This is a genomic window from Streptomyces sp. NPDC054834, from assembly GCF_053611185.1.
In genome coordinates this window covers 22,092-44,708 of sequence record NZ_JBSGZV010000030.1, presented here as the reverse complement: position 1 = coordinate 44,708, position 22,617 = coordinate 22,092, and the positions used below count along the sequence as shown (strand labels likewise).

The window sequence follows — 22,617 nt, the reverse complement described above, 5'->3', positions numbered from 1 at the left end:
CAGGCCGGTGACGAATTCAGCAGTGCAGGAGTTGGACCTTCGCCAGATGGCGGACCGTGGTATTCGTCCAAGGCTGTTTCTGGCACGCGCGTCCCCAGCACCTGCATGCTCCGGTGCACACCAGCGTCCGCGAACTTAGAGCGAGGCTCCGCCGCGGGAGCGCCCCTCCGGGCCGGTGATTTTGCGGCTCGGCCCGGCAGCTTCTCCGTCTGGTGCGACACGATCGCCGGGATGACCCGGCTCAGGGATCTTCCACTGCGTGTGGTCGGGCCAGAGCAAGACGCCCAGCGCACCCTCTAGATCCACGACCGTCAGCACGTCAGGCCAGACGGTGCCGTTGAGCACGTTGGCGATGACCTGTCGGTTGACACCGCTCATCTTCGCGAGGGCATTGGCGCTGATTCCCCGCTCCGCCATCGCATCAGCAAGCTTGCGGGCCATTGCCTGCGCGACGAGAGCCCCTCGATGCGGCTCCATCATGGCGTGCGGCCAGTCGCCGTCGATGACGAAACTGCTCGGCTTCTTGGCACGTCTGATTCCTCCAGGCACCGCACAAGTGTGACCGAGGCGCACCCCGGATGCGCCCCAAGGCCCCGCATGCTACTTGTATAGCAAGTAACGGAGTGTGATTTCTCGGGAAGACGCGCATGGAGCCGAACAGCGAACGGTGCAACGATCCACTCGGGATGGCCCCTGGGGCCCCTGCTGTGCAAAAGCCTCTGCAGGACCGCCACGGAGCGGCTCGCATGACTTGCCGACGCGACCAGGCAACCACCACGCCCAGCCCTCGTCAGGCCACCTACCTGCGGGATTCACGCCTCTCGGTGCACGTTCGCTGTCGCGTCAGCCACCAAGGGGTCACCCCTGAGCCAATCCCCGTGCGGGGGCCGCGCGTTGCTCTGCACTGCAATGTGGTCAATTCCTCTGCATCACTGCACCGCCCTGCCCTACGCTGCCCAGGCGCCCGTCTGTGCGCAGAGGCCACAGGAGGGGCGATGCCGAGTCAGCGATCAACAGCGACGACCGCACCGTTGCGGGAATTGCCCACGTACCGGGTGGTCGCGTCGGAACAGATCGCCATCGCCTGCACGATCGGCGTCCTGCCTCAGCCGTTCTCGGTTCACGACGTCAAGGCGAAGCTCGGTCTGAATGCTGGGCGCATCGGACTCACGATGGCCTTCTTCAAGTACTGCGGGCTCGTCACGGACGCTCCCGGCAGGGGCATGTACCTCGCCACGCTCTCGGCGACTCGGGTGGCAGAGGCATGGGCGAAGGACGCCGAGCTCGGCAAGGCCGCACTGCGCAAGGCATGGAATCAGACATGGTTCACCAAGAGCGCGCGGAACAGGCTCACCCAGGGCCCTGGACTGCGCGACGGAGTGCACGCCCGCTTCATGAGCCTCGCCGGGGGCGGCGCAACGCACCGCCAGTCGGTCGACAAGCTCATGGAGTTGATGATCTTGTCCGGCCTCCTGATCGAGGAGCCCGACGGGTTCGTGCGCTGGTATGAAGACGCGGCACCCCGTTCCCCTGGGGGATCGTCCGACCGCCGGCCGGGCGATGAGGAACCAGGACGTGGAGGCCGCGCAGTCACCTCGCGAAGCGACAGCTCGTCGCACGCTCAGGGCGAGAAGCACGCTCAAGCGGAGGAACGTCCTGGCGAGCGGGACGACGATGCGGAGCAGGCCCAGACTTCCCCCGGCGCCGGGGATGTGGACGACGACGCCACTGTCCCCGTTTACGACGACGACCCGGCCCAGCTCCTGACCGACCCGCTCTGGCTCAAGTACGTGCGCTACATGACACCGGACGAAGCCGCGAAATTGCACGAACAACTCCACGGTGTCCTGAGCATCCTCGCCGACGCACGCGCTTGCGCCCGGGCCGACACGGGTGCTCCGACAGTCGAACTCGATCAGCCCCTGCATCTGTCGGACCTCGGGCGAGTGAGCTTGAAGACCTGGCTCGCCGTCTACGCGTCCAGCAGGGAGATGTCCGCATTCATCCCGTCGATGAGGAGCCGCCAGTCGACGCCCCAATCATGAGTTCGGGTCCGGAGATGCGCTTCCCGGCCAAAGGATCACGCCTCTCCGGACCCGCCACCGTCACCCCGTAAGCCTCATCGCGGCGCCAACCGCGAGAAAGGGGGGCTTTGGCGTGCCCTCACGCAGAGCGAGAGCCACCAGTCACGGTAGCGCGCCAACGCGCCGTACCCCATGCGTTTCGATGATTCCCCAGCTCACACCCACGCACCCTGGAAGTCGGCTCGGCCCGCGAGGAGGCGGCCGTGCGTAGCGTCACTCTGCGGGCGGCCCTACGCCAGGCCGCCCGGCAGTGGCAGGAGAAGGTCGCGCGCGGGACACTCAGCGCACAGACGGCGGACTCCTACATCACCAACTCGGAAAGGCTTCTGCGGTTCACTCTGGCGCTCGGCTTCGAACGCCTCGATGACGTCACCGACACCCTTGCCCAAGCCTTCATTGACGCGCCCGGGCACGACCGTCAGGGCCGGTTGGTCCCCTGGCCGGCGGACAGTACCCGCCGGGTTCGCCGCTCGTCGGTCGACGCCTTGTTCGCGGAGGCCCGGAGACTGGGACTGACCACCCGAGCACCGCTCTTGGACCTCCCGCCGATTCCGCGATCGCAACCGCGGCCCACCGGCACCCTGACCGACACCGACGTCGACCGACTCCGCTTCTACGCCGAGCGAGGGATGCCGCAAACCAGGCACGCCGCCGTACTCGGGCTGCTCCTGTCCGGTCTCCACACCGGCGAAATCGGCCTGACCGCCACCACCGATCTGGATCTCGACAACTCCCGGGTCTGGGCGGTGGGCGCTGCCCGGATCACCGCCCGTTATTGCCCGCTCGAGGATCCGTGGAGCCGGGAGGTCCTCCGCCTGCGCGTCGAGTATGTCCAGCACCAGGCGAGCTGCGACCGCCCCGAAACGCTCACCACGAACGGTCTCGCCCCCGCAAACCAACTGCAGTCCAGTGTGTGCACGGCCTTCGGCGAGGTCGTACGCGCCAGCGGAATCGCCCCGGAAGGCCGGTCCGCCACACCGCGGGACGTCTCCAGTTGGCTCGCTGCGAAGATCCACTCGGAGACCGGTCAGATCGCGGATGTCGCGCTGCGCCTCGGGCTCTCCTCGCTGGACCGCGCCGCCAAACTCGCCGGCTACGAATGGCGACCATCAGGGAAGGGGGCCTGATGGGGACGCCGAAACGACGCCCCGCCGTCTCCAAGCCCAGGACCAAGAAGAAGCCGGACTACGTCATGGGCCCGACACCCCAGGACGTCTTCAGCTTCAGCCGTCCCGAACCTCCCGGCCCTTCTGCCCGGCCCCTCCCCGCGCTGGAGCGTCTGGAACTTCTCGTCGCCAACCCTGACCTGTACGACGTGGCAGACAAGGTCTACCCCGGACGCGCTCCGGGAACGCCAGGCCGTCGCCCCGCGTACTCCCCGTTCGTCTACCTGATCCTTCTCGCCTCTATCTCGATCTTCGACACCGCCGAGATGGCCTGCGCCAACTTCCAGCACGGCGCGAGTGGGTGGGGCGTTCCGGCCCGGGTGGGGTGCGCGCACGTGCGCGGGGTGGGCTGGTGTGGTGATGCGGGTCATGAGTGGGTGCCCCGGGTCGGGCTGGGTGTGTTCAGCAGCTCGTTGATGAGGTGTTCGGTTTCCTCCTCGAGGGGTGTGTTGAGGGTGGCGTTGATGTGTTGGATGCGGGTGATGGCGGTGTGCAGCCCGGATCGGTTTCCGGCTGTGTGTTCGATTCTCATCCATGCCCGGTAGAGGGCTTCGACCGTGTTGTCGGTGTCGAGTGCGGTGGCGATGGCCCATCGGGCTTTGGTCAGGTCGTGGTGGGGACCGGGTGGGGTGCGCAGGGCGGCGATGGTGTCGGCGACTTCGGTGATCTCGGTGAGGATCGTTTGCTGGTGTGGTTCGGCCCAGGCTGGGGGTCGGGTGCCGAAGGGGCGGCCGCGGACGAGTTGGAGCGCTTGCTCGAGGTCGGTGAGACCTGCTGGTCCTTGGGGGAGTGCGCGGGTCGTGAGGTGGTGAAAGTGGGTGTAGTCGCAGCGGATTTGGGGGTGCAGGTCGTAGGGGTCGTCGGCGTTGCGGCGGCGGGGGACGTAAGGCTGGCCGTCGGGGGTGGTGCCGAGGGCGCGGCGGAGTTGGTGGAGGCGGGCGTTGAGGGTGGTGGTGGTCCAGGGGTTTTCGGGGTCCATGTCGGTGCATAGGGCGTCGGCGGTGCGGTGGGGGCGGAAGTAGATGAGCGCGGCGAGTTGGGCGGTGCGGGGGCCGTGGCCGGTGTGGGGGACGCCGTCGACCTCGACCGGTCCGAGGACGCGGATCTGCGGCGCCCGCGGATCCGGCGCCGGGGCAGTGCCGTGCGTGGTGGGGGTGTGCTGCGGGTATGGGCCCTGGCTGCCTGAAGTGCGGCTGGTGCCCGCGGCAATGGGCCACTGCGCGGCTGGTGATGGCCTGGCCGGATCTTGCGGCGGCTGCGAACCGGCCCCTTGTTGCGCATGGCCTGTCTTCGCTTCCACCGGCGTCGGCGCGGCCGTGTGGTCTCCGCTCGCGTGGCTGCGGCCCCGGCGTGCAGGCGTGGTGGGTGTCGCGCGGGATGGGGTGGCGGCGTAGGCGGCCAGGAGGGCGGGGAACGCGCCTGGTTCGTCGTCTGCGTGTACGGCGGCGGGCGGTGTAGCGCCGGCTGCCGTGCTGGAGCCCTGGCTGGCGTCCTCTTCTCCTGCCCGTTCCCTTTCCTGTTCTCGTTCGTGCTGGCTGCCGGTGCCGGGCGGTGTGGCGGGCGTGGGCTGGTCTGCGAGCCTTTGCACGTTCCTGCTGGCTGCCGCCTCCGTTCCCGCTCTGACGTACGCCTTTGCTGCTTCCTCCATCTCATCGTCGGGCTCCTGCTGCGCCTGCACGGGCTGGGGATCTGGGGTGAGGGTGTGGGTGATCTGCTGGTAGGCGGCGGTGGTGAGGCGTTGGAGGGTGATGTCGGTGTCGAGCAGGGTGAGGGGTTGTTGGGTGGTGCGGCCGGCGTCGAGGACTTCGGCTCGGGGGGAGTGCTCGTGCAGTTTGGGTGCGGCGGCGATGAGGGTGAGGGTGTGGGGGTGGGCTGCTTGCTGGAGGCCGGCGAGTTGTCGGGCGGTGTCGGTGTCCAGGGCGGCAGCGGATATGAGCAGGTGTGGCTGGGGTGGGGTGTCGGGTTGTTGGTGTGCTTCGAGGAGTTGTTCGGTGAGGTGGTGCAGGGCCTGGTCGGGTGTGGGGTGGTGGCTGATGCGGTCGGCTGGGAGCAGGGTGGGAAGGGTGTCACCGAAGCCGGTGATGGTGAGGCGGAGGCCGGCTGACCAGGGGCTGATAACGGTCTCAAGGGCGAGCGCGGTGCACACCTGCCTGATGTGCTCTGCGTCGCCCGTGAGTAACAGAGCTGGTATCCGGTCCAGGTTGAGCAGCACCAGGGCGCCGTCGGCTGCGGTGCCGATGGTGGTCAGGGCCGGGTAGGGCGCCGGGACGTGACGGGCCTGCTCCTCTTCGAGGAGGTCGGCGTCCGCGGGCAGTGTCAACCACCCGTCCTTGCCGATGGTGAAGGGTGCCGGTGGCGGGGTTGCGGCCTGGTCCGGCAGGACTTCCACGAGGCTGCTGATGCGGGCGCCGCGCAGGGCGGGCAGCTCGTCGTTGTGGTGTGTGGTGTGGTGGGCGAGGGTGCGCAGAGCCCGGTCGAGGCGGTCGGTGCTGCCGCTTGCGGCAGCCGCGCTCGCCTGCGTTTCGCCTGTGTTCGCCTGCTCCCCGCCTGCGTTCGTCTGCTGCTGGTGCGATGCATCGCCGGCGCTGGGGGTGTGGTGCTGCTGGCGGCGTCGGTGTAGGCGATATACGGCCAGGACCGTGGTGCAGGCGGCGCCCAGCAGTGCCGCCAGTCCCAGGATCTCGTGCACGCCCAGCGGCCAAAGCGTTCGGTGCGCGGAGCGCGGTGCCTGCGTGGGCGTCCGGGAAGGGGAGGCGTCGGGGGTGCCGTGCGAGGAGGCCTGTGGTGCGGGTGGGAAGGCGCTGGCGCTGGGGGGTGTCGTGGGGCTTGCCTCGCCGTGCTGGTGCGGGGCAGCGCTGTTGTGGCTGCTGGGTGTGGCGGTGGCCGGTCCGGTTTCCTGTCCGCGGCTGGAGTGCGGTGTGTGCGGGTGGCTGCCCGCACCCTGTGATTCTTTGCCGCTGGTCTGCTTGCCGTCGGTCGGGGGGTCGCTGAGGTTTTGGACGGCTTGGCGCAGGCCGGGGGCTGTGGTGTGGAGGGTGAGGATTTTCGGGTTGGCGAGGGTTGCGCCGGGGCGCAGGGCGAGCGAGGGCGAGGGGCCGACCGTACTGCGGGTCTGCACGCCGTCCACGCCCTGGCTGTTTAGCGCGTTGCTCATGCCGTGACGGCAGGCGCAGGCTGTGCTGGCGGTGGGGTGGGTGAGGTGGAGTGCTGCTGCGGCGAGCAGCGCGGCGAGGGCGGGCAGGACGAGCAGCCAGGCCGCGCGGCGGATCCGGGCGGGGGACATTGGCATGCGGCCGCTCATTTCGTGAGCGGGAGGGTGGCGGCGGGGAACAGGGGCAGTTCGAAGTCCACGTTTGTGGTGGTGGCGGGTGGGGCGGGGAATTGCATGAAGACGGCGACGCTCTCTTTGGGGTTGAGCTGGGCGAGGCCGGTGGTGGTCAGGGGGCGGGCGTCGGTGTCGCGCAGGACGTAGTAGCGCTTGCCGGCGTGGAAGTCGGTGAGGGTGGCCCCGGCGAGGGAGGGGCCGTTTTTGAGGACGGCGGTTTCGTTGCCGCGTAGTTCGGCGGGGATGACGAGGAGACTGGGGCCGTTGTTTTTCAGCATTCCGCGGACGGTGCAGACGGTGGATTCCCGGCGGGCTGAGGTGAGGGTCAGTTGCATGTGGTGCTGGCCGTTGAGGACGGCGAGGGGCTTGCCCGTCCGCCGGCCTTGCGCGCGGGGTGCGGAACTGCCGGCGGCCACGGATGCACGGGCGGACTGCGGCGCATGGGTGTTTGGCGTGTCGGCGAGGGTGTGGGTGCCGGGCTGACGGCTGCTGGTGCAGGCGGCGATGGCGAGCAGCAGGGCGGTTGCGGTGGCGAGGACGGCGCGTCGTGTGCCTGGCGTGGCGGGGGGCCAGGTGGCCATGACGGTGGCTTCCTTCCTGCGTGATCGCGCTGCGGTGGTGTGGCGGCCGTGCGGCGGGGCCGCAGGGAGCGCATCGGGGATGCGGCTTACGGGCGAGGGCGTGGTCGGCTGCTGTGTGGGTGAGGTTGGGGCGGGGCCGCTGTCCGCGTGGGCGGATACGGCGGCCGCTCATCGCTGAGCGGCGGGGCGGGGCCAGATGGTGATGACGTCGCCGTCGAGGGTGACGCGGTGGTGGGGGAATTGGCGGCGTACGAGATCCAGGTCGTCTGCGTCGAAGTCGCCGGCGGCGTTGAGGACCCAGGCGTCGTCGAGGCGGGTGACGGCCTGGGTGCCGGCGGGCCAGTCGTGGCCAGATAATTCTTCGACTGTGTGAACGGCCGTGCTGAAGTGGTTCATTGCAAGTCCTCTACTGGGCTGTTACAGGTGCCGAGTTGGCAGGTTCACGCATACCCACGAGTCAACAGTAAACATTCGCGTCAGCAAATCTCAAGGGGTTTGGGGGACTTGACGGAGTGTGTGGAGTGTCAGCCGGGCCGGTGCGGCACCGCTGCGTGCGGCTTCCTGCTGCGCACGTGAGTCTTGCGGATCCGTCTGCACGACGCCTACCAGCCTCTGCAGGCGAGCGGGCTGGATGATGCGGACCGGCTTGCGCTCTCCGTGCTCGCGCGGCGTCTGTCGCTGAGGCGGGGCCGCTGCGGCTGCTTGAGGGGGCTTTCCCGAGCGGGCGGCCATGGCGGGCATCGTCGGGTACGACCTCCAGCAGGGCGCTGGAACGGGTCCGTGCCGGAGGGCTCCGGGAGGCTCCCTCGCGTACATGCTGGTGGATTCTTCCCTGCTGGTGACTTTCAGTAATCTTTGTCGTGGTTGGGGTTGGGCGCGTGCTGTAGGGGCGGGTGAGCAGTGGCACGGTCGTGGTTGTCCATTCGTGTGGAGCTGGTCTCGGGGCGTGGGGTGGACTTCTGGCCTCGTCCGGGCCGGATCTTCGCTGCGGCGCGGACGCATTCCTTCGCTCAGCTCGCGGAAGCCATCGATCGTGCTTTCGGCCGCTGGGACTTAGCTCACCTGCACATGTTCACGCTGGCTGACCACAGGGGTGTAAGCCCGCTTCAGTGGTGGGACGGTGAGGCTCCGGAGGGCACTTTGGATGGCTTCTCCACCACGCTTGCCGGGCTTCGGGCCGGCGAGCAATTCGCTTACGTTTTCGACATGGGAGACGGCTGGGCGCATCTGTGCTCGGTGGGCGAGCGACGCGTTGATCCGCTGGAGGAGTTGGGCGAGATGCCGTCTGTTCCTCTGCCGTACTGGGGGTGGGGGAGTCTTCCCGACCAGTACGGCCGCCGCTGGGACGGGGATGACGAGGAGTCGCCCGTGCCCAAGCGCCCGCCCCGGGGGCTTGGCGACCTGCCTCCACTCCTTCCCTGGTGGGGCGACGGACGGCGAGGCTGACAGGGACTGCACAGCGGCGTTGCTGGTTGACCGAGCCTGGAACGGGCCTGCCCAAGGCAGGCCAGGTAGCCACCTGCGGCCGGCTTCGGCAGCGGGCTGACAGGCGCGGACCCCTCCGAGCCCGGCAGCTCACAGTTCGGTCCAGGGTTTCGGCTGGCCGCCTGCCAGGGGCACCCATACGGCAGCAGAAGGTGCGTGTTGTTCGAGGTCTTCGAGGGTGGTGGCGGCGAGGGGGACGTAGCGGGCGAGGGCGCTCACGTGGGGGTGTTGGCCGGTCATGGCCTGCAGGTCGCTGATCCGGTGGGTGAGGACGGTGCGGGAGGCCCCGGTCAGGATGAACAGGATGCGGGGGAAGACGGGGTACCAGCGCAGCCACGTCGGGTGCGCGCCCGCGCTCTGGCGCGGGCGGTGGCGGGGTGGGGGTTCGTGAGCCCACAGCCGCGCGTATTCGATCAGTTTCGATGCCAGGCGTTCGCTGGCCATGGTCGCGCGGTCGACTTCGACGAACGCGCGGAGTTTGGTGCGCTGCTCCGAGCTGGTGAGGGTGTAGTGCAGGAGCGCGTCGGCGGTGAGGCGGCCACTCTCGCCGATGGGGTGGGTGACTTCGGGGGTCCAGTCCAGGTAGCCGTGTTCGTCGCCGCGGCGGCGTGCGTCGAGGGTGAAGGCCAGGTGGGTGCGGACGACGGTGAGGGTGTGGGGGGTTTTCAGGGAGGCGGCGGTGGTGGAGGTGATGGGGTAGGGGGGACGGCCGCGCAGGGCGGGGTGGTCGCGGATGAGGCGGGCGCCTTCACCGGTGAGGTACCAGGCGCGGGTGCGTCCGGACTGGGGCAGGACGGTGAAGTCGACCAGGCATTTGTCGCGCAGGTCGTTGAGCGGGGCGGAGACGGTGTGCCGGGTGGCGTGGGGCCGTAGCATGATCTGCAGTTGGCTGAGGGTGGCGATCCGGTGCTGGGCGAGGGCGCACATGAGCTGATGCGGCAGCGGCTCCACCGGACTGACCGCATACCGGGAACGCCCCGCCGCCCGGCCGTCGCAGGCCGTGGTGGGGTTGCGGTCAGGAGAACGGTTCGCACGCGCGTCCCCACGGTGCCTGCTGTCGGCGGGCACCTTGCCGGTGGGCAAGCTGCTGATGGGGGCGTCACCGCTGTGACTGCTGGTGGTGTGTGTGGCATCGGCGCGTGGGCTGTTGCCAGCAGAGCAGCTCTTGTGGCTGGCGGCAGTTGTGTCGCTGGCCATGCCGGGGGTCGGGATGCGGTGTGAAGGGCCGCCGGTGGCCGGGCTGGTGCTCGGGATGCTGCCGACGGCAGCGGGACTGCGGGCGGGGGAGGGGCTGTCAGGGGAGCTGTTGGTGGAGGTGCCGGCGGTGGGGGTGCCGGTCAGGTTGCCGTGGACAGGAAGGCCGCGGGTCCGGGGATTGCTCGTGGCCGGGTGTCCGGGTGGGCTGCTGGCGGCGGGAGGGCTTGTGGTGGGTAAGTGGGCGGTCTGGCTGCCGGGGCTGGTGGGGGTGTGGGTGGTCATTGGTAGTCCCTTTTGTCGAGTCGGGTGGCGGGTGTGGCGGTGGTGGTGTGCTGGGTGAGGAATTCCTGTACGTGGCTTTGCTGTTCGGCGGCGCGGCGGGTGAGGTGGGCCAGGGGCTGGGCGTGGGCGTTGGCGAGGGCGGCTTGTTCGAGGGCGTGTGCCTGCTGGGGGCGGGCGTGGTGGGCGAAGGTGTCGTCGAGGTGGACGCCGGTGATTTTGACCGGTGCGGTGCGGCGGCCGTCGACGGTGAGGGACAGGTAGTGCTGGTAGCGGTCGAGGGCGGCGACCTGGTCGGGGCCTACGATGTCGCCCCATTCGGCGGTGATGGGGGCGATCGCGGCGGGGGAGCCGGCGGTGGTGGCGAGGGTGGAGGCGTTCTGCACCAGCGACAGCCGCACCGGGCCGGGCAGGCGGCCCAGCAGTTGGGTCATGCCGTGGACGTGCACTTTGTATTTGCGGAAGTCTTCGAACATGGCGGCGATGGTTTCCGGGGCCGCTCCGGTGAGGGTGATCAGTTCGTCGAAGTAGGCGCGGAAGGGCACGCGTTGGTGCTCGGGGGTGTCGCGGCGTGAGCGGACGGCGCGGAGCAGGTCGCGGGCCAACAGGGCGGTGAGGAGGCGGTCGGTGGGCCCGTTCCCGCCCGGGCACACCCACACGATCATCTTCGAGTCCATGGCGGCGCGGATGGAGTAGATGCCGTCGCCTTGGCCGAGGAAGGCGCGGGTAGTGGGGTTGGCGGCGAGGCGGGCGAGGGGGTTGAGGACGACGTGGAAGGCGTCCACGGGCAGGGAGGGGAAGACGGTCTGCCACCAGGAGCGTGTCTCGTCATCCAGCCGGTCTTGAACGCCATGGAGCGCGGCCGTGCGGAATTCGGGGTCGGCGAGCAGGGCGCGGATGTGGAAGATGGTGGCCTGGCTTTCCGGGTGTCCGGCCTGGCAGACGGTCTCGTTGACGGCGGCGAGGACGGTGGCGGCGTGGGTGAGGATGGTCAGGGCGCGGGGTGCTGTGGCGTCGTCCCAGCCGAGCGCGCTGGCGAAGGCGTCCGCGGTGGCTTCGACGACCTCGTGCGCCGCCTGGCCGTGGTGCATGCCCAGCGGATTCCAGGAGCTCACCCTGGGGTGGGGGCCGTAGGCATTGAGGTCGATCAGCGCGATGCGCTGCATGAGCTGGTCGTGGGCGAGGAAGGGCAGGGCGCGCGGCCAGGAGTCGCGGTGCGGGTCGAGGAAGAGCAGCCCGCCGCCGGCGTGGGCGTAGGCGATGGCCTGGGCGAGGGCGCGTTCGGTTTTGCCGCCGCCTGCTTTGCCCACGCCGACCTCGAAGAGGGTTTCCTTCGCGTAGGTGGCGAGCAGGCGCCGGCGGCCGTCCGGGTGGCGGTAACTGCCTTGCAGCAGCAGCTCGGCATCCCCGAAACGGAAAGTGGGCACCTCGGCAGGAAGCAGGGGCAGCCGGCAGTTGATGGTGGGCGGTTTGAGCAGGCCGGTGAGTTCTTCCAGGCGGACCCAGTTCGCCCGGGGTGGCCGGCAGTGGCCGTGCCGCCAGCGCCGTTCGAAGCCGCGGCGGCTGGGCCAGCGGTCCGCGCCGATCCGCCAGGGGCCGATCCTTAAGCCGCGCATCGCCCACCGCGCGCGGCCACCGAACACATCGAGTGCGGCCTGGATCTGCGCCAGGCGGGCCTGCGGGCGGCCTTCAGTGTTCGAGGCGCACAGCACCAGCAGCTGCACGCGCACGAGGTGGTCGTCCTCGGCGAGTTTGCCCAGCGCCTCCCGCGCCTCGACGCGGCGCGGGGCGGGTGGCGCGAGCAGGCGGCGCGGCTCGGACGCTGGGCGCCGGCCGCTCAGGAGCTGCCCAAGCTGCCAGATCACGGAGTCTTCGACGCCCTGGGCGTCCTGGCGTAGGAAGCGGGCGGCCCGTTGGGCTTCGCGCCGCTCCGTGCGGCGCGCCTGGGCCAGCAAGTGCAGGCGTGTGGCGCGCAGTACCCATTTCGGGGCGCGCTGGATGTCCAGGCGGAGTTCGGCGAGGTCCCCGAGGTCGGCTTGCAGGTCGCAGACGGCGTCGATGAGCGGCTGGAGGGGATCGGGGTCCAGGGGCAGTTCGCGCAGCGGTGCGGTGGGTTTGCCGCGCAGGAGGAACTCCGCCCGCACCATGTGCGCCCGCGGTGTGTCGGTGATCGGCCGGGCCCGCTGAACGGCGACCTGGTGTCCGAACGGGGTGATGGACAGCAGACGTTCAGCACCGGCAGGTCCTTCGATGCGGTACTGCAGCGGGCTGGACCCGTCCGCGCGCAGCCGGATTTGCACGGTTTTGGACCGGCGCGGCGCCCACCAGGGCATGCTGGTGGAGGCCCGGGCTAGCTGCACACCGCGGCGGAAGATCTCCTCGGCGCTGGGATTGAAGTGCCGAGCCGGGATGAGCTCGAGGGCCATCCGCTGGGCGGAGGCCTTGACGGCCAGGCGCCGCACCAGCCACTCGCCGACCGCACACACGGCCACCACCGCCGCAGCGAGCAAGTACCAGTTGGCGACCATCCAGGCCAGGACACGGACGATGCCGGCCACCACACCCAGCACCTGCCCCAACGCCAGCTGCCCCGACCCCACCGGCCCGAACCCCATCTGCCCGGGCCCCAGGGGCCCAGGCGGGACGTGCCCGGAGGTGAACTGCCCGGCCACGACGCGACCTAAGGCCGCTGGCCCGGTAGGACCGGTCAGGCGGGTGGCTGCGGTATCCACGCCGAGGCTCCCTTCTGCGACGTGCGGGTGAAATGCCAGTCGGTGATGCGGCCGTCGGTACAGGTGCCTGCGCGGTCGCAGCCTGCCCACACCAGGTGCACCACCGCCCGGTCACCGGCGCCGTCCCGGCGGGCGATCGCGGCCTGCAAACGGAAGCCCGCCCGGGCGAACGCCGGGGCCAGGCCCCGCCCCACATCGGGGAAGACGGCCGGCCACCGCTCACGGCCCATCCCGGTGGCGTCCGCGCGCAGCAGCGCCCGGCCTTGATCGAGCAGCTGCTGCGCGTCGCGAGCGGGTAGGTCGGCCGGCCAAGCCGTCTCCAGCGCTGCCTGGATGGCATGGTCGCCTGCTGTGCCCTCGCCGTGGGGCGGCAGCACCGGCGCCGACGTGGAAGCGGCAGCCGACGTGGTGGGGGAGGCCGGCACGGCCGCAGCCCCGGTCGCGGCAGCAGCCGTGCGGGCCGCGGCGCCAGCGGTGCTGCTGGATACCGTACGTGCCGCGCTGGGCGATGCCACCGTCGAGGTCGCGGGCGGTGCGGAGGCGGCGGGCGAGCTGGCGCCGCCTGGCGGCGCCGCAGTGCCGCGGCCGCCCGGCTGGGCCAGCAGGATCGTCCCGGTCACGGCGAGCACGACGGTGACCGTCAGCAGCAGCCGGGGTGGTCCGGGGATTCGGGGTGGTGTGCTCATAGCGGTCGGGCTCCTCCCGCGTAGCCGGACATGGCATCGACGGCGTCGAGGCGTACGACGGTGCCGGGCCGGGCGGCGTTGATCATTTGGCCGCCACCCACGTAGATCCCGACGTGGTAGATCGTGGAATCGTGTCCGGGGGCGTAGGCGTAGAAGACGAGGTCGCCCGGTTTGAGGGCGCCGGTGCCGAGGCTGGCGGGGATGTGCTGGCCGACACCAGATTGCGCGGCTGCGGTGCGCGGCAGGCGGATGCCGGCCCGGGCGTAGGCGTAGGTGGTCAGCCCTGAGCAGTCGAAGCCTTTGATGTCCGCGCCGCTTTTGCCGCTGGGTGAGCAGCAGATCCCGTACGACTTGCCGTTTGCGTTGCCCCCGCCCCACGAGTAGGGGACACCGCGCTGGGAGAGTGCGGCCTCGATGACGGTGCGGACGTTCCCCGAGACGTTCTTCAGATCCGGGTCCTTGGCGGCCGCCGTGTACTGGTCGATCCAGCCCAGCACGTTCGATTGGTACTCGTTCGAGTGGTTGTACTGCAGGATCGCGGCCTTCAGCTGGGCACGCTTGGTCAGGTCACGGCCGCTTCCGCACAGGTAGATCGCGGCGCCGAGCGCGGCGTCGTCGGCGTTGTGCGGGTCGGCGACCTTGTCGCCGTTGCCGTCCTCGCCGATCGACTCCCACGTGGAGGGCAGGAACTGGAAGGGGCCGACGGCACGCTCCCCCTGAGAGGTTCCGTCCCACTTGCCGCCGTCGGTGTCGGGGACGACGGTGGTGTTGCCGCCCTGGCCGGAGCCGTTGAGGAGCACCCCGTAGATCTTTGGGCGGATGTCGCCGTTGTCGGCGATGTTGCGGCCCACCGCGTGGTTGGACTCGACCTTGGCGATCCCGGCCAGGATCGGCCAGCGCATGCCCTGGCACTTCGGCACGTACTTCCCGACCCGCTGGACGGCCTTCTTGTAGGCGGTCAGCATGCGCGGCGGGATGTCCGCGGCACTGCCGCCCTCGGCGATCCCGCCGTCATCCTGGGCACCCGTTTTCAGTGCGACGTACGCGCTGATCGCGTTTCCTACTGGTGCGGCACAGCACACGGCGGTGAACATCAACAACGCGACCACGTATCCCCACCGCCTCACACGGCGGCCAGGCGGCCTCATTCGTCTTCACCGTCCTCGATCCGCCACCGTGCCCGCATCTCGCGCAGCACTTCGGCCTGCCGCATCAGCTCCTGCATCCAGGCCTGGTCGCCGGTGCCGGCGGAACCCTCCGCGCCACCGTCATCGGAGGGAGGGGTCCGTCCTGGTCGGCTGCTGGCCGGAAGCCGTGATGCACCGCCGTGCGGCCGTGGGGACGGTGCCGGAGCAGGCGACGCTGCTGCGGTGCCTGTGCCTGTGCCTGCAGAGGCTGGTGCCGCGGTCCGTGCTGGGGCCGGGGCCGTACCGCCCGAAGAGTGGCCGGGCCTGCCGGGTTGGGGTGGTGTAGGCGGGCGGGTGGTCGCGCCCGGTGATGTCGGGGTCGGCAGGCGACGGCCGGTGAACGGACCGGGTCCGCCGCTGTCGTCGGTGTGCTCTTGCAGGACACGGGCGATGTGACGGCCTGTGTCGCCCCAGGCCCGCCCATCTTCGCGCACTGTGTTGCCCCACACGCGTACCTGCTGGCGGGCGTCCTGGGAGTAGCGCGAGCCCCCAGCTCGGGCCCGGCGGATGCCTGCCGGCAGGCCGACGGTCGCCCCGTACGCGGCGCGGCCGCCCCGGTTGAGGATGCGGTAGCCGCGAAAACGGACCAGCCGGTTGTGGGCCCGGGTCGACAGCAGGGTGCGGTCGGTGTGCTGGTCGTGCAGCACTTGCCCGGTGTCGCGGTCGACGATCTGGCCGTCGTCGTTGCGGTAGCGGTCGGGCGGGCCGCCAGGCCTGCGCGGGCCCCCGCTGCCTGAGCCTTGCGGCCCGCCGTCCCACGGTCCGCCCGCGCTCGCGCCCGGGTCGCCGTCGGCGGTGGGCTTGCGCCACTTGGCCAGCTGCTCCTTGTCTGGGCGACGCCCGATGAGCAGCCAGTGGGCGCCCTTGGCGCCGAGCCGTACGCCCAGCCCGCCCACGGCGGCCGCCGCGGTGAGCGGGGCCAGACCCCGTCCGGCTTCGGCCGTGGCGTCGGAGAGGACACGGCCGGTGTCCACCGGCATACCCGCGCCGTCGAACAAGGAAGTGAGCGCGCCCATCAACCGCTGCCGGGTGCCGAGCATCCCGAACCTGCCGCCACCCCCGCCGGCGAAGGCGCGCAGCCCGCCGCCGTATCCGCCCATCGCTGCGGGGGAGTTCATGGCGAGCGCAGCGCCGAGTTCGGAGGTGTCGCCGGGCATGTGGGTGCCGCCGACCTTGGCGTAGCGCATCCGCATCGCCATGCGCCGTCCGAAGGAAGCGATCCCGGTCAGCAGTCTGCGGTGTCCGGCCGCGCCGGCGATGGCGAGGACGTCGATGAGCAGGATCCGCTCGACCATCAGGTCGGGGCCATTGGTGATGGTCGCGTCGACGGCGATCCCGAAGAACGGGATGAACGCGCAGATCCCGACCACGGCCAGGACCGCGATCCCCCACAGGGACAGCCACTTCCACACCGACTGGCGTGCGGGCCCGGGCAGCATGCCCGCGACGAAGGTGATGCCGCCTGCGGCCGCGGCCGCGGCACAGATGCCCTGGGTGCCGAGGAGAACGATGGCGCTGGACAGCAGCATGCCGCAGATGAACAGCGCGGCGATCAGCAGCAGGAAGGCACCGCCGACCCGCCACCACGTGGGCTTCTCGGCGTAGGCCGCACACGATTTGCCGACGGGTCCGGCTTTCTTCATGTCGGTGAGGAACGCGGCGAACGCCTGGTCCTCGTCGGTGACGATCGCGTTGGGGGTGTCGAGGAGCTCGCCTCCGGGGGTGAGCGCCGGGAGATCGTCGCTCGTGCCGCTCGGCGCCCCGTCGACGTCGCGCTCGCAGTACTTCTTGGCCGGCCCGTGGATCTTGCTGCAGGCGTCCTTCGCCTTGTCCGATGGGGTCGAGCTGGGCATGTACCCGCCGGTGATCCACTTCAGGTGGACGGCGTAGGCCTTGCGGTCGGAATGCTTGGCGGGGTCGAGGATGCGCCCGTACTGCAGCAGCATGTACGGCTTGACGATCAGGGCGTTGGTGATCGAATCCTGGATGGGGCGGGCCACCTCGGTTGCGGAAACCGGCCCCTCGCCTTCACGCTCCTCGCACTTGATCTCGGCGTTGCCGGCCATGCCCGCACATGGGTCGTAGCTGGCGAGCTTGCCGCCCCAGTCGTAGGAGTTGACGCTGTCCTGGGCGACCTCGGCAGCCACCTGCTGGGACTGACCCAGCGGCCCGTCCGGGGCCAGCAAGGTGTCGGGACGGATGAGAGCCGAGGCAGCAATCGCCCCGATGAGCAGAGTGAGGAAGATTTCGCCCAGACCGCGGCCGACCCGGCCCCGCACGATCATGAACCCGGCGAACACGAACGCCCAAGCCAGCAGCAGCCCCTTCAGCCCGAGCGTGTCGACGACCACGGTGTCGTAGGTGTCGGCGACCTTCTGCGCCGGGCGGGTGAGGAGCTTCAGCAGCGGGAACCGGAAGGCCACCTCGATCGCCCACCCCGCCAGCCCGACCAGCAGCCGGATCAGCGTGAACAGCCCCGAAAGGGCGAAGGACAGGGCCTGGCTCTTGAAGGCGACGATGGAGCCGCCCTCGGCGTTCAGGTCGTACCCGTCGATCGGCACGCCCTCGGACGAGGTGATGTTCAGCGGGGCGAGCAGGTCTCCGGTCTCGCTGTTGCTTCCGGCCGCGTACACGACCTGGGTGTTCACCAGGAGGAACACGCCGGTGAGCAGCACGACGAAGCCGGCCGAACGCAGGGTCGCGCGGTCTGGACGGAACACGTCAGCGCCGCCTTTGCCCAGCGGACCGCAGCCGCCACACCACCAGGGCAGCCGCACCCGCACCGGCGGTCCCCAGCCTCCACGCTGCACCGGCCACGTCCCGTCGTTCAGCGGCGCCGGTGGCGGTGCCTCGCTCGCAGTACGCCTTCGCCGGGCCGACGATCACGGTGCAGGGATCCTGGTGTGCAGTGCGGGTGTTGGCGGCGAAGGCCTGTCCGGTGTGCGGCCACCACGCGTCCGGCACACCCACCCCGAGAACGAGGATGACTGCGCCGACGACGACGGCGAGAACCGTGAGGACGCTCGCGGCCGCGGCGACGCGCCGGGCGCGGTCCCAGGAAGAAGTGGTCATCAGGCGTGCTCCTCCCGACGGGCATCCACGGCCTCACTGGCAGCAGGAACGGGGGGTGGGGCAGCGCTCGTGCGGCGTCCGGGTGTGGTGGTGATGGAGGTGGTGATGCGCGGGATGCGGGGGATGGAGACCTTGATGCGGCCGGTGTTCTGCCGCGGGCAGGTCAGCAGGAACTCGCCCTCCCGGCCCTTCTGGCCGACGGGGGACAGGCCGGTGGTCACCAGCCGCAGCAACTCGCCGTCGTTCGGGTCGAACCCGACGAACTCAAGGCCTCGACGCGCGCGCTCACGGTCGGCGGTGCGGGCGAGCGCGCGGTAGGCCATCAGGCCGCGGTCGGGGCCGAGTTCCTCGGCGTCGTGCGAGCCTGCCAGGAGCCCGGCGCCGTGCTTGCGGCCGTCGTGGAGGATCTCGTGGACCAGGGCCGTGCCCTCGGCGGAGGAGGTCAGCCAGTACAGCTCGTCAAGCACGACTGCGGTGAACCGCTCGGGGTCCTCGAAGGCGGTCTGCCTTGCGATTGCGGCGATCAGGTAGAGCACCGCGCGGCCGATCAAAGCCTCGAGCGGCTGCTGGTGCAGCACCTCCGGCTTGTCGAAAGCCTGCTTGGGGGGCAGCTTCAGACCGGTCGTGGTGATCACGATCATGTCGGAGGTGCTGGAGGCGTCCAGCCGCACCGGCGGCAGCGTCGGGTCGAACACCATCGCCGCCAGCGAGTTGGTGGCCACGACCCGGATGAGACCGGCGAGGGTGGCGGCCGTGTCCTGCCGCTTGCCCGCCTCGCTCGTGGCCATAGCCTCGAGGACCCCAAGGACACGGTGCATGGAGGGGGCGTCGCTGAGGGCGGCCTGCTCGACGGCGTGGTGGAGGACCTCGCCGCTGGTGCTCATCGGACCGATGCCGAGCTGCAGGGTGAGGTACGACAGGGCGTAGTGCCGTCCCTCGGGCCCGTCGAACATGCGCAGCGGGTCGATGGACACTTCGGCCTGGGCGGCGTCGATGATCTGGACGCGGCCCTTGGCCGCGGTGCGGGCGAAGGTGGCCCACTCGCGTACGGGGGTGCGGTCGATGCAGATCGCGCACCCGCCGCGCGCCCACACCGCCTCCGCGATCAGCTTCTGCAGCACGCTCTTGCCCGCTCCGAGATCCCCGACGATCCCCATCGAGGCCGAGGCGTCGACCTTGGGGGCATCCGCCACGTTGATCATCACGGGGCGGGTGGTACCGCAGTCCAGGTCGATGCCGAGGAACATCCCGTTGGGGTCGCCGACCTCCGCAGCGGTGAAGGCCCCGCTCAGCGCCCAGTCTTCGGAGACCTGGTGCTGGGTGAACTCCCGCACGACACCCGGCCGTACCGTGCCGGGCAGCCCCAGGGTGAACAGGGCCTCCTGCAGGCCGGCCGGGCGCACCGCCCGGTAGTCGGCGCCGCCCAGCAGCGCGGCCAGCGCGCGGGCCCGGGCGTCGCAGACGGCCGCCGTCGGCCCCCACACCGTCAGCACCGTGACGGACTGCACCTCGACCTCGACCGACGTACGGGACAGGCGGGCGTCCAGCTCGCCCAGGTCGCGGGCGGCCTCGGTGAGCGAGGCGGGCATGCCGGTGGGGCGGGCGTCGTACTGGTCGGCCTGGTCGATGAGTTCGTTCTTCTTGCGCCGTACCTGGTCGCGGGCCTTCTCTGCGGGCACGAGCGTGAGGTCGACGGTGTAGTCGACGGGAAAGTCGAGGGTTTCCAGCTGCGCGAACAGATCGGCGGCGTCCTGGCTGACCGCGGGCGGGCACTCGGCCAGCGCCAACTGCGCTTGGTAGCCCACCCCGTTGTCGGACTCGACCTGCAGCCAGCGCCGTCCGAGCGGCGAGCCGGTGTTCACTCGCCACCAGGCCTTGCGGCCTGACCGCGTGATCCGGCCCGCGCTTTTGAGCTCGTCGACGTCGTCGACGTCGGGGTCGATGCCGCCTTCCTGCAGGCGGACCTGGCCGAGGTCGGCGTAGCTGGGGGAGCGCAGCACACCGTCACGGAGCTGCCCGCCGTACAGCTCGCTGGTCTCGGCTTCGGCGAGCAGGGGTTCCGCGAGGCCGCGGTGGAGGGCGTGCTGGATCATCCACACGATCTCCGCCGGGCGGGCCGGGCGGAAAGCGATGCCGCCGGCGAGCGCGGCCTGAACCCGGGAGGCCTGCTCGCGATACGCGCTCACCTCGCGCCGGGCCACTGGCGCCGGCCGCATGCCCAGCATCGGCGCGACCTCGGCCCACGCCGCACCGAGCGACGCCGACACCTGAAGGCCCGCGGTCTCGGTCTGCAGGGGCACGGCCAGCCACAGCGTGCGGTGGTGCATCTCCTGGTCGTCCAGCAGTTCCAGGGTGGCCTCGACGTTCTCCACCCACGGGTGCCGGCCTGCACCTGGTGCCTGCTCGGCCGGTTCGATGCCCTCGATCATCTTGAGGGCGATCTCGCCCGGGTCGACCTGGGCGCACATGCCGTACAGGCGCGGGGCCCCGGACAGCGAGCGCACCAAGTGGGTGATCTTTGCCAGCTGTTCGTCGCGGACGGCGGCGGGCACGTAGGTGCCCTGGACGGTCTCCTCACGCTGGCCTTGCGCGTCCGGGCCAGGGTGCAGGCGGTAGACGGCCCACACGCTGCCCTGCGTCGACCACACCAGGTGCCCGGCGATGTGACGGATGGGAACCCTCACCGCGCACCCCCTTGCTGGGCGAGCGCGAGCAGCTGCTGCACACCCGACACCGGCCCCGCTGCCACTGTGGGAGCAACCGGCTGTGTGCGGCGGGGTGCGGACGCGCGGCCTGTGGCCGGGCTCGGGTGCCGCACCCGGACTGGACGCCGCTGCACCGCACGGGAGGGTGCGGCCTGCGCAGCGGGGACGGGCGCGGGCGCGCCCTCGATGGTGAAGCCGCCGAGCAGCGGGTGCGCAGCGCGGTCGCGGGCGGCCCGCCCACCGATCCGCCCACCGCGGGGCTGCCAGCCGAGCAGAACCCAGCCCAACGCGGCCTGCATCGGGGCACGGCCCCGGACCCTCGGCCGGCGCACCATCCAGATGACCAGGCCCCACCCGGCGATGGGGACCGGCCCCATCCACGACCACCAGCCGATCGTCTTGACCAGAAGGAAACCGCCGCCGACGGCGACCGCGATCTGCGCGGGCGTGTACGGACCGAGCGGGATCTTCCAGTCCGCGACCTTGCCCAGCACCCACGGGTGGCGGCGGGCGGAGGTGTAGAAGCGGCCCACCCGGGCGGCGGCCGCGCTCACAGCCAGCCTCCGACGCCCGGCGAGTGGTCACGCGAGGCCGGGAGTTCGGAACGGACAACCCCAGGAGCGGCGGGCGCGCCCTTGGACGGGTTCTTCACCTCGTCGGTGAACATGTTCGCCAGGTCGTTGCGCGAGTTGTACAGACCCAGCGCGATCACCATCAGCAGCAGGGCACCGATCCCCGCTTTGAGGCTGAATTTCTGGATCATGATGACGACGACCAGGCAGATCAGACCGGCCTGCAGCCCCTTCGTCGCCCACTCCTTGAACATGTTGATCCACGAGTTGCCAAGATCGTCCAGCTGACCGGCGAGCATCAGGCTGTGCACGGTGTTCATCGGGCACCCCCGTCCTGGGCAGTCCCGGATTCCAGCGCGGCAACTTCCCACCGGCCCGAGCGGGCCTTGAGCGTGAGCCCATACGCCAGCGGCCACCGGCCGGTCGCGTCCCGGGCTTCCACCGAGGCGAGCACCCGCACTGTCGTGCCGTCCGCCGGCACCTGCTCGGCGGCCGCGGCCTCCTCGACGGCAGACACCTCCTGGACGGCGACCGCCGAGTACGGGGCGGGGGAGACGGCGGTGAGCTGCACGCCGGGCGCGAGGTAGCGGTCGACCTCACCAGCCCCCGTCAGGTAGGCGCCGAGGAACTGCCCGACGGCGGACGACAGATTCCCCTCCGGGACGCTCACGCCGTACGACGACTTCTTCACCTCGGCCCGGGCCGGGCCGGCCACCACGCCGGGCGCACCGGTCACCGTGAGCGAGGAGCCCGTGCTGTCGGCGGCCACCGGCACGGCGTAGTACCGCACCGATCCGTCGGCGTACTGCGCAGCCACCGTCACCGACCACGCGCTGGCGCCGCGCTGCGCACTGCGCACCGCCGTCACGGAGCCCGGCGCCGATTGCGCATCGGCGGCCGGGTCGGGCAGCTCGACGTCCGGCGCCATCGAGTGCGCAAGCCGCGCCTGCGCACTCGTCTCGTCGTTCGCGTCGCTGCGCAGCCACGCGCCGACGAACACCTGCGCATAGCCGCCCGGGTCGGCGGCGGATGTCGCGGTGCGCACGGCGGTGGGCTTGGCCGCGGGGGCCGCCGCGACCGTGGTCGGGGTGGAGGCGACGGCGACGCACAGGGCGATGGGGCCGGCCGCGATGACGGTCCAGACCGCCACGCGTGAGAGGCGTACGCGGCGGCGCATCGCCTCCAGCCGGGCGCTGGCCGCCATCGGAGCAGCGACCTCGCTCTGTGAGCCCAGCTTGCCATGGGACATGGTCAAACCCCCAGGTCAGAACGGATGTTGCTGACCTCGAGAAAACCCGGCGACCCCGACCCGACCACCGACCACGAACCCCCGACCATGGTCACGATGGGGACACGAAGTCCATGGTCGGGGTCATGGTCGGCCCGACCATGACCCCGACCACGGGTCAGCCGGGAGCCGGCGACAGGCCATCGCGTCCGGCGCTGTTCTCCGGACCGGCGACCGCTGTGCGATCACCTGCCGCCCGGCTATAGGGCCCGGACACCGATGCGCAGACGGAAGTCGGCCGGGCCGCGACAGACACCT

At 70.7% G+C, this 22,617-nt stretch carries 17 protein-coding genes; 3 read left to right on the top strand and 14 right to left on the bottom strand.

All coding sequences use genetic code 11. The features are described from left to right. Positions 1–135: 135 nt before the first annotated feature. On the bottom strand, positions 136–549 hold the full coding sequence (locus ACWGJM_RS32190) for a helix-turn-helix domain-containing protein (RefSeq protein WP_453415264.1): 414 nt from the start codon (positions 547–549) through the stop codon (positions 136–138). A gap of 446 nt (positions 550–995) precedes the next feature. Between ACWGJM_RS32190 and ACWGJM_RS32185 the strand changes: the two genes are divergently transcribed. Together ACWGJM_RS32185 and ACWGJM_RS32180 are read left to right on the top strand one after the other, a co-directional pair. Next, the gene (locus ACWGJM_RS32185; protein ID WP_453415263.1) at positions 996–2,045 is read left to right on the top strand and encodes a hypothetical protein; all 1,050 of its coding nucleotides are present in this window, start codon (positions 996–998) and stop codon (positions 2,043–2,045) included. A 242-nt stretch (positions 2,046–2,287) separates the two neighbouring features. Next, the gene (locus ACWGJM_RS32180; protein ID WP_453415262.1) at positions 2,288–3,211 is read left to right on the top strand and encodes a hypothetical protein; all 924 of its coding nucleotides are present in this window, start codon (positions 2,288–2,290) and stop codon (positions 3,209–3,211) included. A gap of 406 nt (positions 3,212–3,617) precedes the next feature. On the opposite strand, the gene ACWGJM_RS32175 is transcribed toward ACWGJM_RS32180, so the two are convergent. The 3 genes from ACWGJM_RS32175 to ACWGJM_RS32165 form a co-directional block, all read right to left on the bottom strand. Continuing rightward, complete coding sequence (locus ACWGJM_RS32175) at positions 3,618–6,539, bottom strand: bacterial transcriptional activator domain-containing protein (RefSeq protein WP_453415261.1); 2,922 nt, start codon at positions 6,537–6,539, stop codon at positions 3,618–3,620. An 8-nt stretch (positions 6,540–6,547) separates the two neighbouring features. Beyond that, positions 6,548–7,156 carry a hypothetical protein gene (locus ACWGJM_RS32170; protein WP_453415260.1) on the bottom strand — a complete coding sequence of 203 codons (609 nt, stop codon included), beginning with the start codon at positions 7,154–7,156 and terminating at the stop codon, positions 6,548–6,550. 168 nt (positions 7,157–7,324) lie between these two features. After that, positions 7,325–7,552, bottom strand: a complete 228-nt coding sequence (locus tag ACWGJM_RS32165; RefSeq protein WP_453415259.1) for a hypothetical protein — start codon at positions 7,550–7,552, stop codon at positions 7,325–7,327. Positions 7,553–8,056: 504 nt separating this feature from the next. Between ACWGJM_RS32165 and ACWGJM_RS32160 the strand changes: the two genes are divergently transcribed. Then, the gene (locus ACWGJM_RS32160) at positions 8,057–8,602 is read left to right on the top strand and encodes an IS1096 element passenger TnpR family protein (protein ID WP_453415258.1); all 546 of its coding nucleotides are present in this window, start codon (positions 8,057–8,059) and stop codon (positions 8,600–8,602) included. Positions 8,603–8,731: 129 nt separating this feature from the next. Here the strand turns inward: ACWGJM_RS32160 and ACWGJM_RS32155 are convergent, their stop codons facing one another. The 10 genes from ACWGJM_RS32155 to ACWGJM_RS32110 form a co-directional block, all read right to left on the bottom strand. After that, a complete protein-coding gene (locus ACWGJM_RS32155; RefSeq protein WP_453415302.1) occupies positions 8,732–9,592 on the bottom strand; it encodes a replication-relaxation family protein in 861 nt (286 codons plus the stop codon). A gap of 524 nt (positions 9,593–10,116) precedes the next feature. Continuing rightward, positions 10,117–12,732: an ATP/GTP-binding protein gene (locus tag ACWGJM_RS32150; protein ID WP_453415301.1), complete on the bottom strand. Its 2,616-nt coding sequence runs from the start codon at positions 12,730–12,732 to the stop codon at positions 10,117–10,119. A gap of 92 nt (positions 12,733–12,824) precedes the next feature. Continuing rightward, positions 12,825–13,535, bottom strand: coding sequence for a hypothetical protein (locus ACWGJM_RS32145; protein ID WP_453415257.1), 711 nt, complete (start codon positions 13,533–13,535; stop codon positions 12,825–12,827). After that, positions 13,532–14,644 carry a C40 family peptidase gene (locus ACWGJM_RS32140; protein ID WP_453415256.1) on the bottom strand — a complete coding sequence of 371 codons (1,113 nt, stop codon included), beginning with the start codon at positions 14,642–14,644 and terminating at the stop codon, positions 13,532–13,534. Before ACWGJM_RS32140 ends, ACWGJM_RS32145 begins: the two co-directional genes overlap by 4 nt. Before the next feature lie 35 nt (positions 14,645–14,679). After that, positions 14,680–17,442, bottom strand: a complete 2,763-nt coding sequence (locus ACWGJM_RS32135; RefSeq protein WP_453415255.1) for a hypothetical protein — start codon at positions 17,440–17,442, stop codon at positions 14,680–14,682. 1 nt (position 17,443) lies between these two features. After that, a complete protein-coding gene (locus ACWGJM_RS32130) occupies positions 17,444–17,794 on the bottom strand; it encodes a hypothetical protein (protein WP_453415254.1) in 351 nt (116 codons plus the stop codon). Next, a complete protein-coding gene (locus ACWGJM_RS32125; protein WP_453415253.1) occupies positions 17,794–20,478 on the bottom strand; it encodes an ATP-binding protein in 2,685 nt (894 codons plus the stop codon). Before ACWGJM_RS32125 ends, ACWGJM_RS32130 begins: the two co-directional genes overlap by 1 nt. Then, positions 20,475–21,053: a hypothetical protein gene (locus ACWGJM_RS32120; RefSeq protein WP_453415252.1), complete on the bottom strand. Its 579-nt coding sequence runs from the start codon at positions 21,051–21,053 to the stop codon at positions 20,475–20,477. The genes ACWGJM_RS32125 and ACWGJM_RS32120 overlap by 4 nt, the downstream gene beginning before the upstream one ends. Further along, positions 21,050–21,391: a hypothetical protein gene (locus tag ACWGJM_RS32115; protein ID WP_403323343.1), complete on the bottom strand. Its 342-nt coding sequence runs from the start codon at positions 21,389–21,391 to the stop codon at positions 21,050–21,052. The genes ACWGJM_RS32120 and ACWGJM_RS32115 overlap by 4 nt, the downstream gene beginning before the upstream one ends. Then, on the bottom strand, positions 21,388–22,320 hold the full coding sequence (locus tag ACWGJM_RS32110) for a conjugal transfer protein (protein ID WP_453415251.1): 933 nt from the start codon (positions 22,318–22,320) through the stop codon (positions 21,388–21,390). Before ACWGJM_RS32110 ends, ACWGJM_RS32115 begins: the two co-directional genes overlap by 4 nt. Positions 22,321–22,617 lie beyond the last annotated feature (297 nt).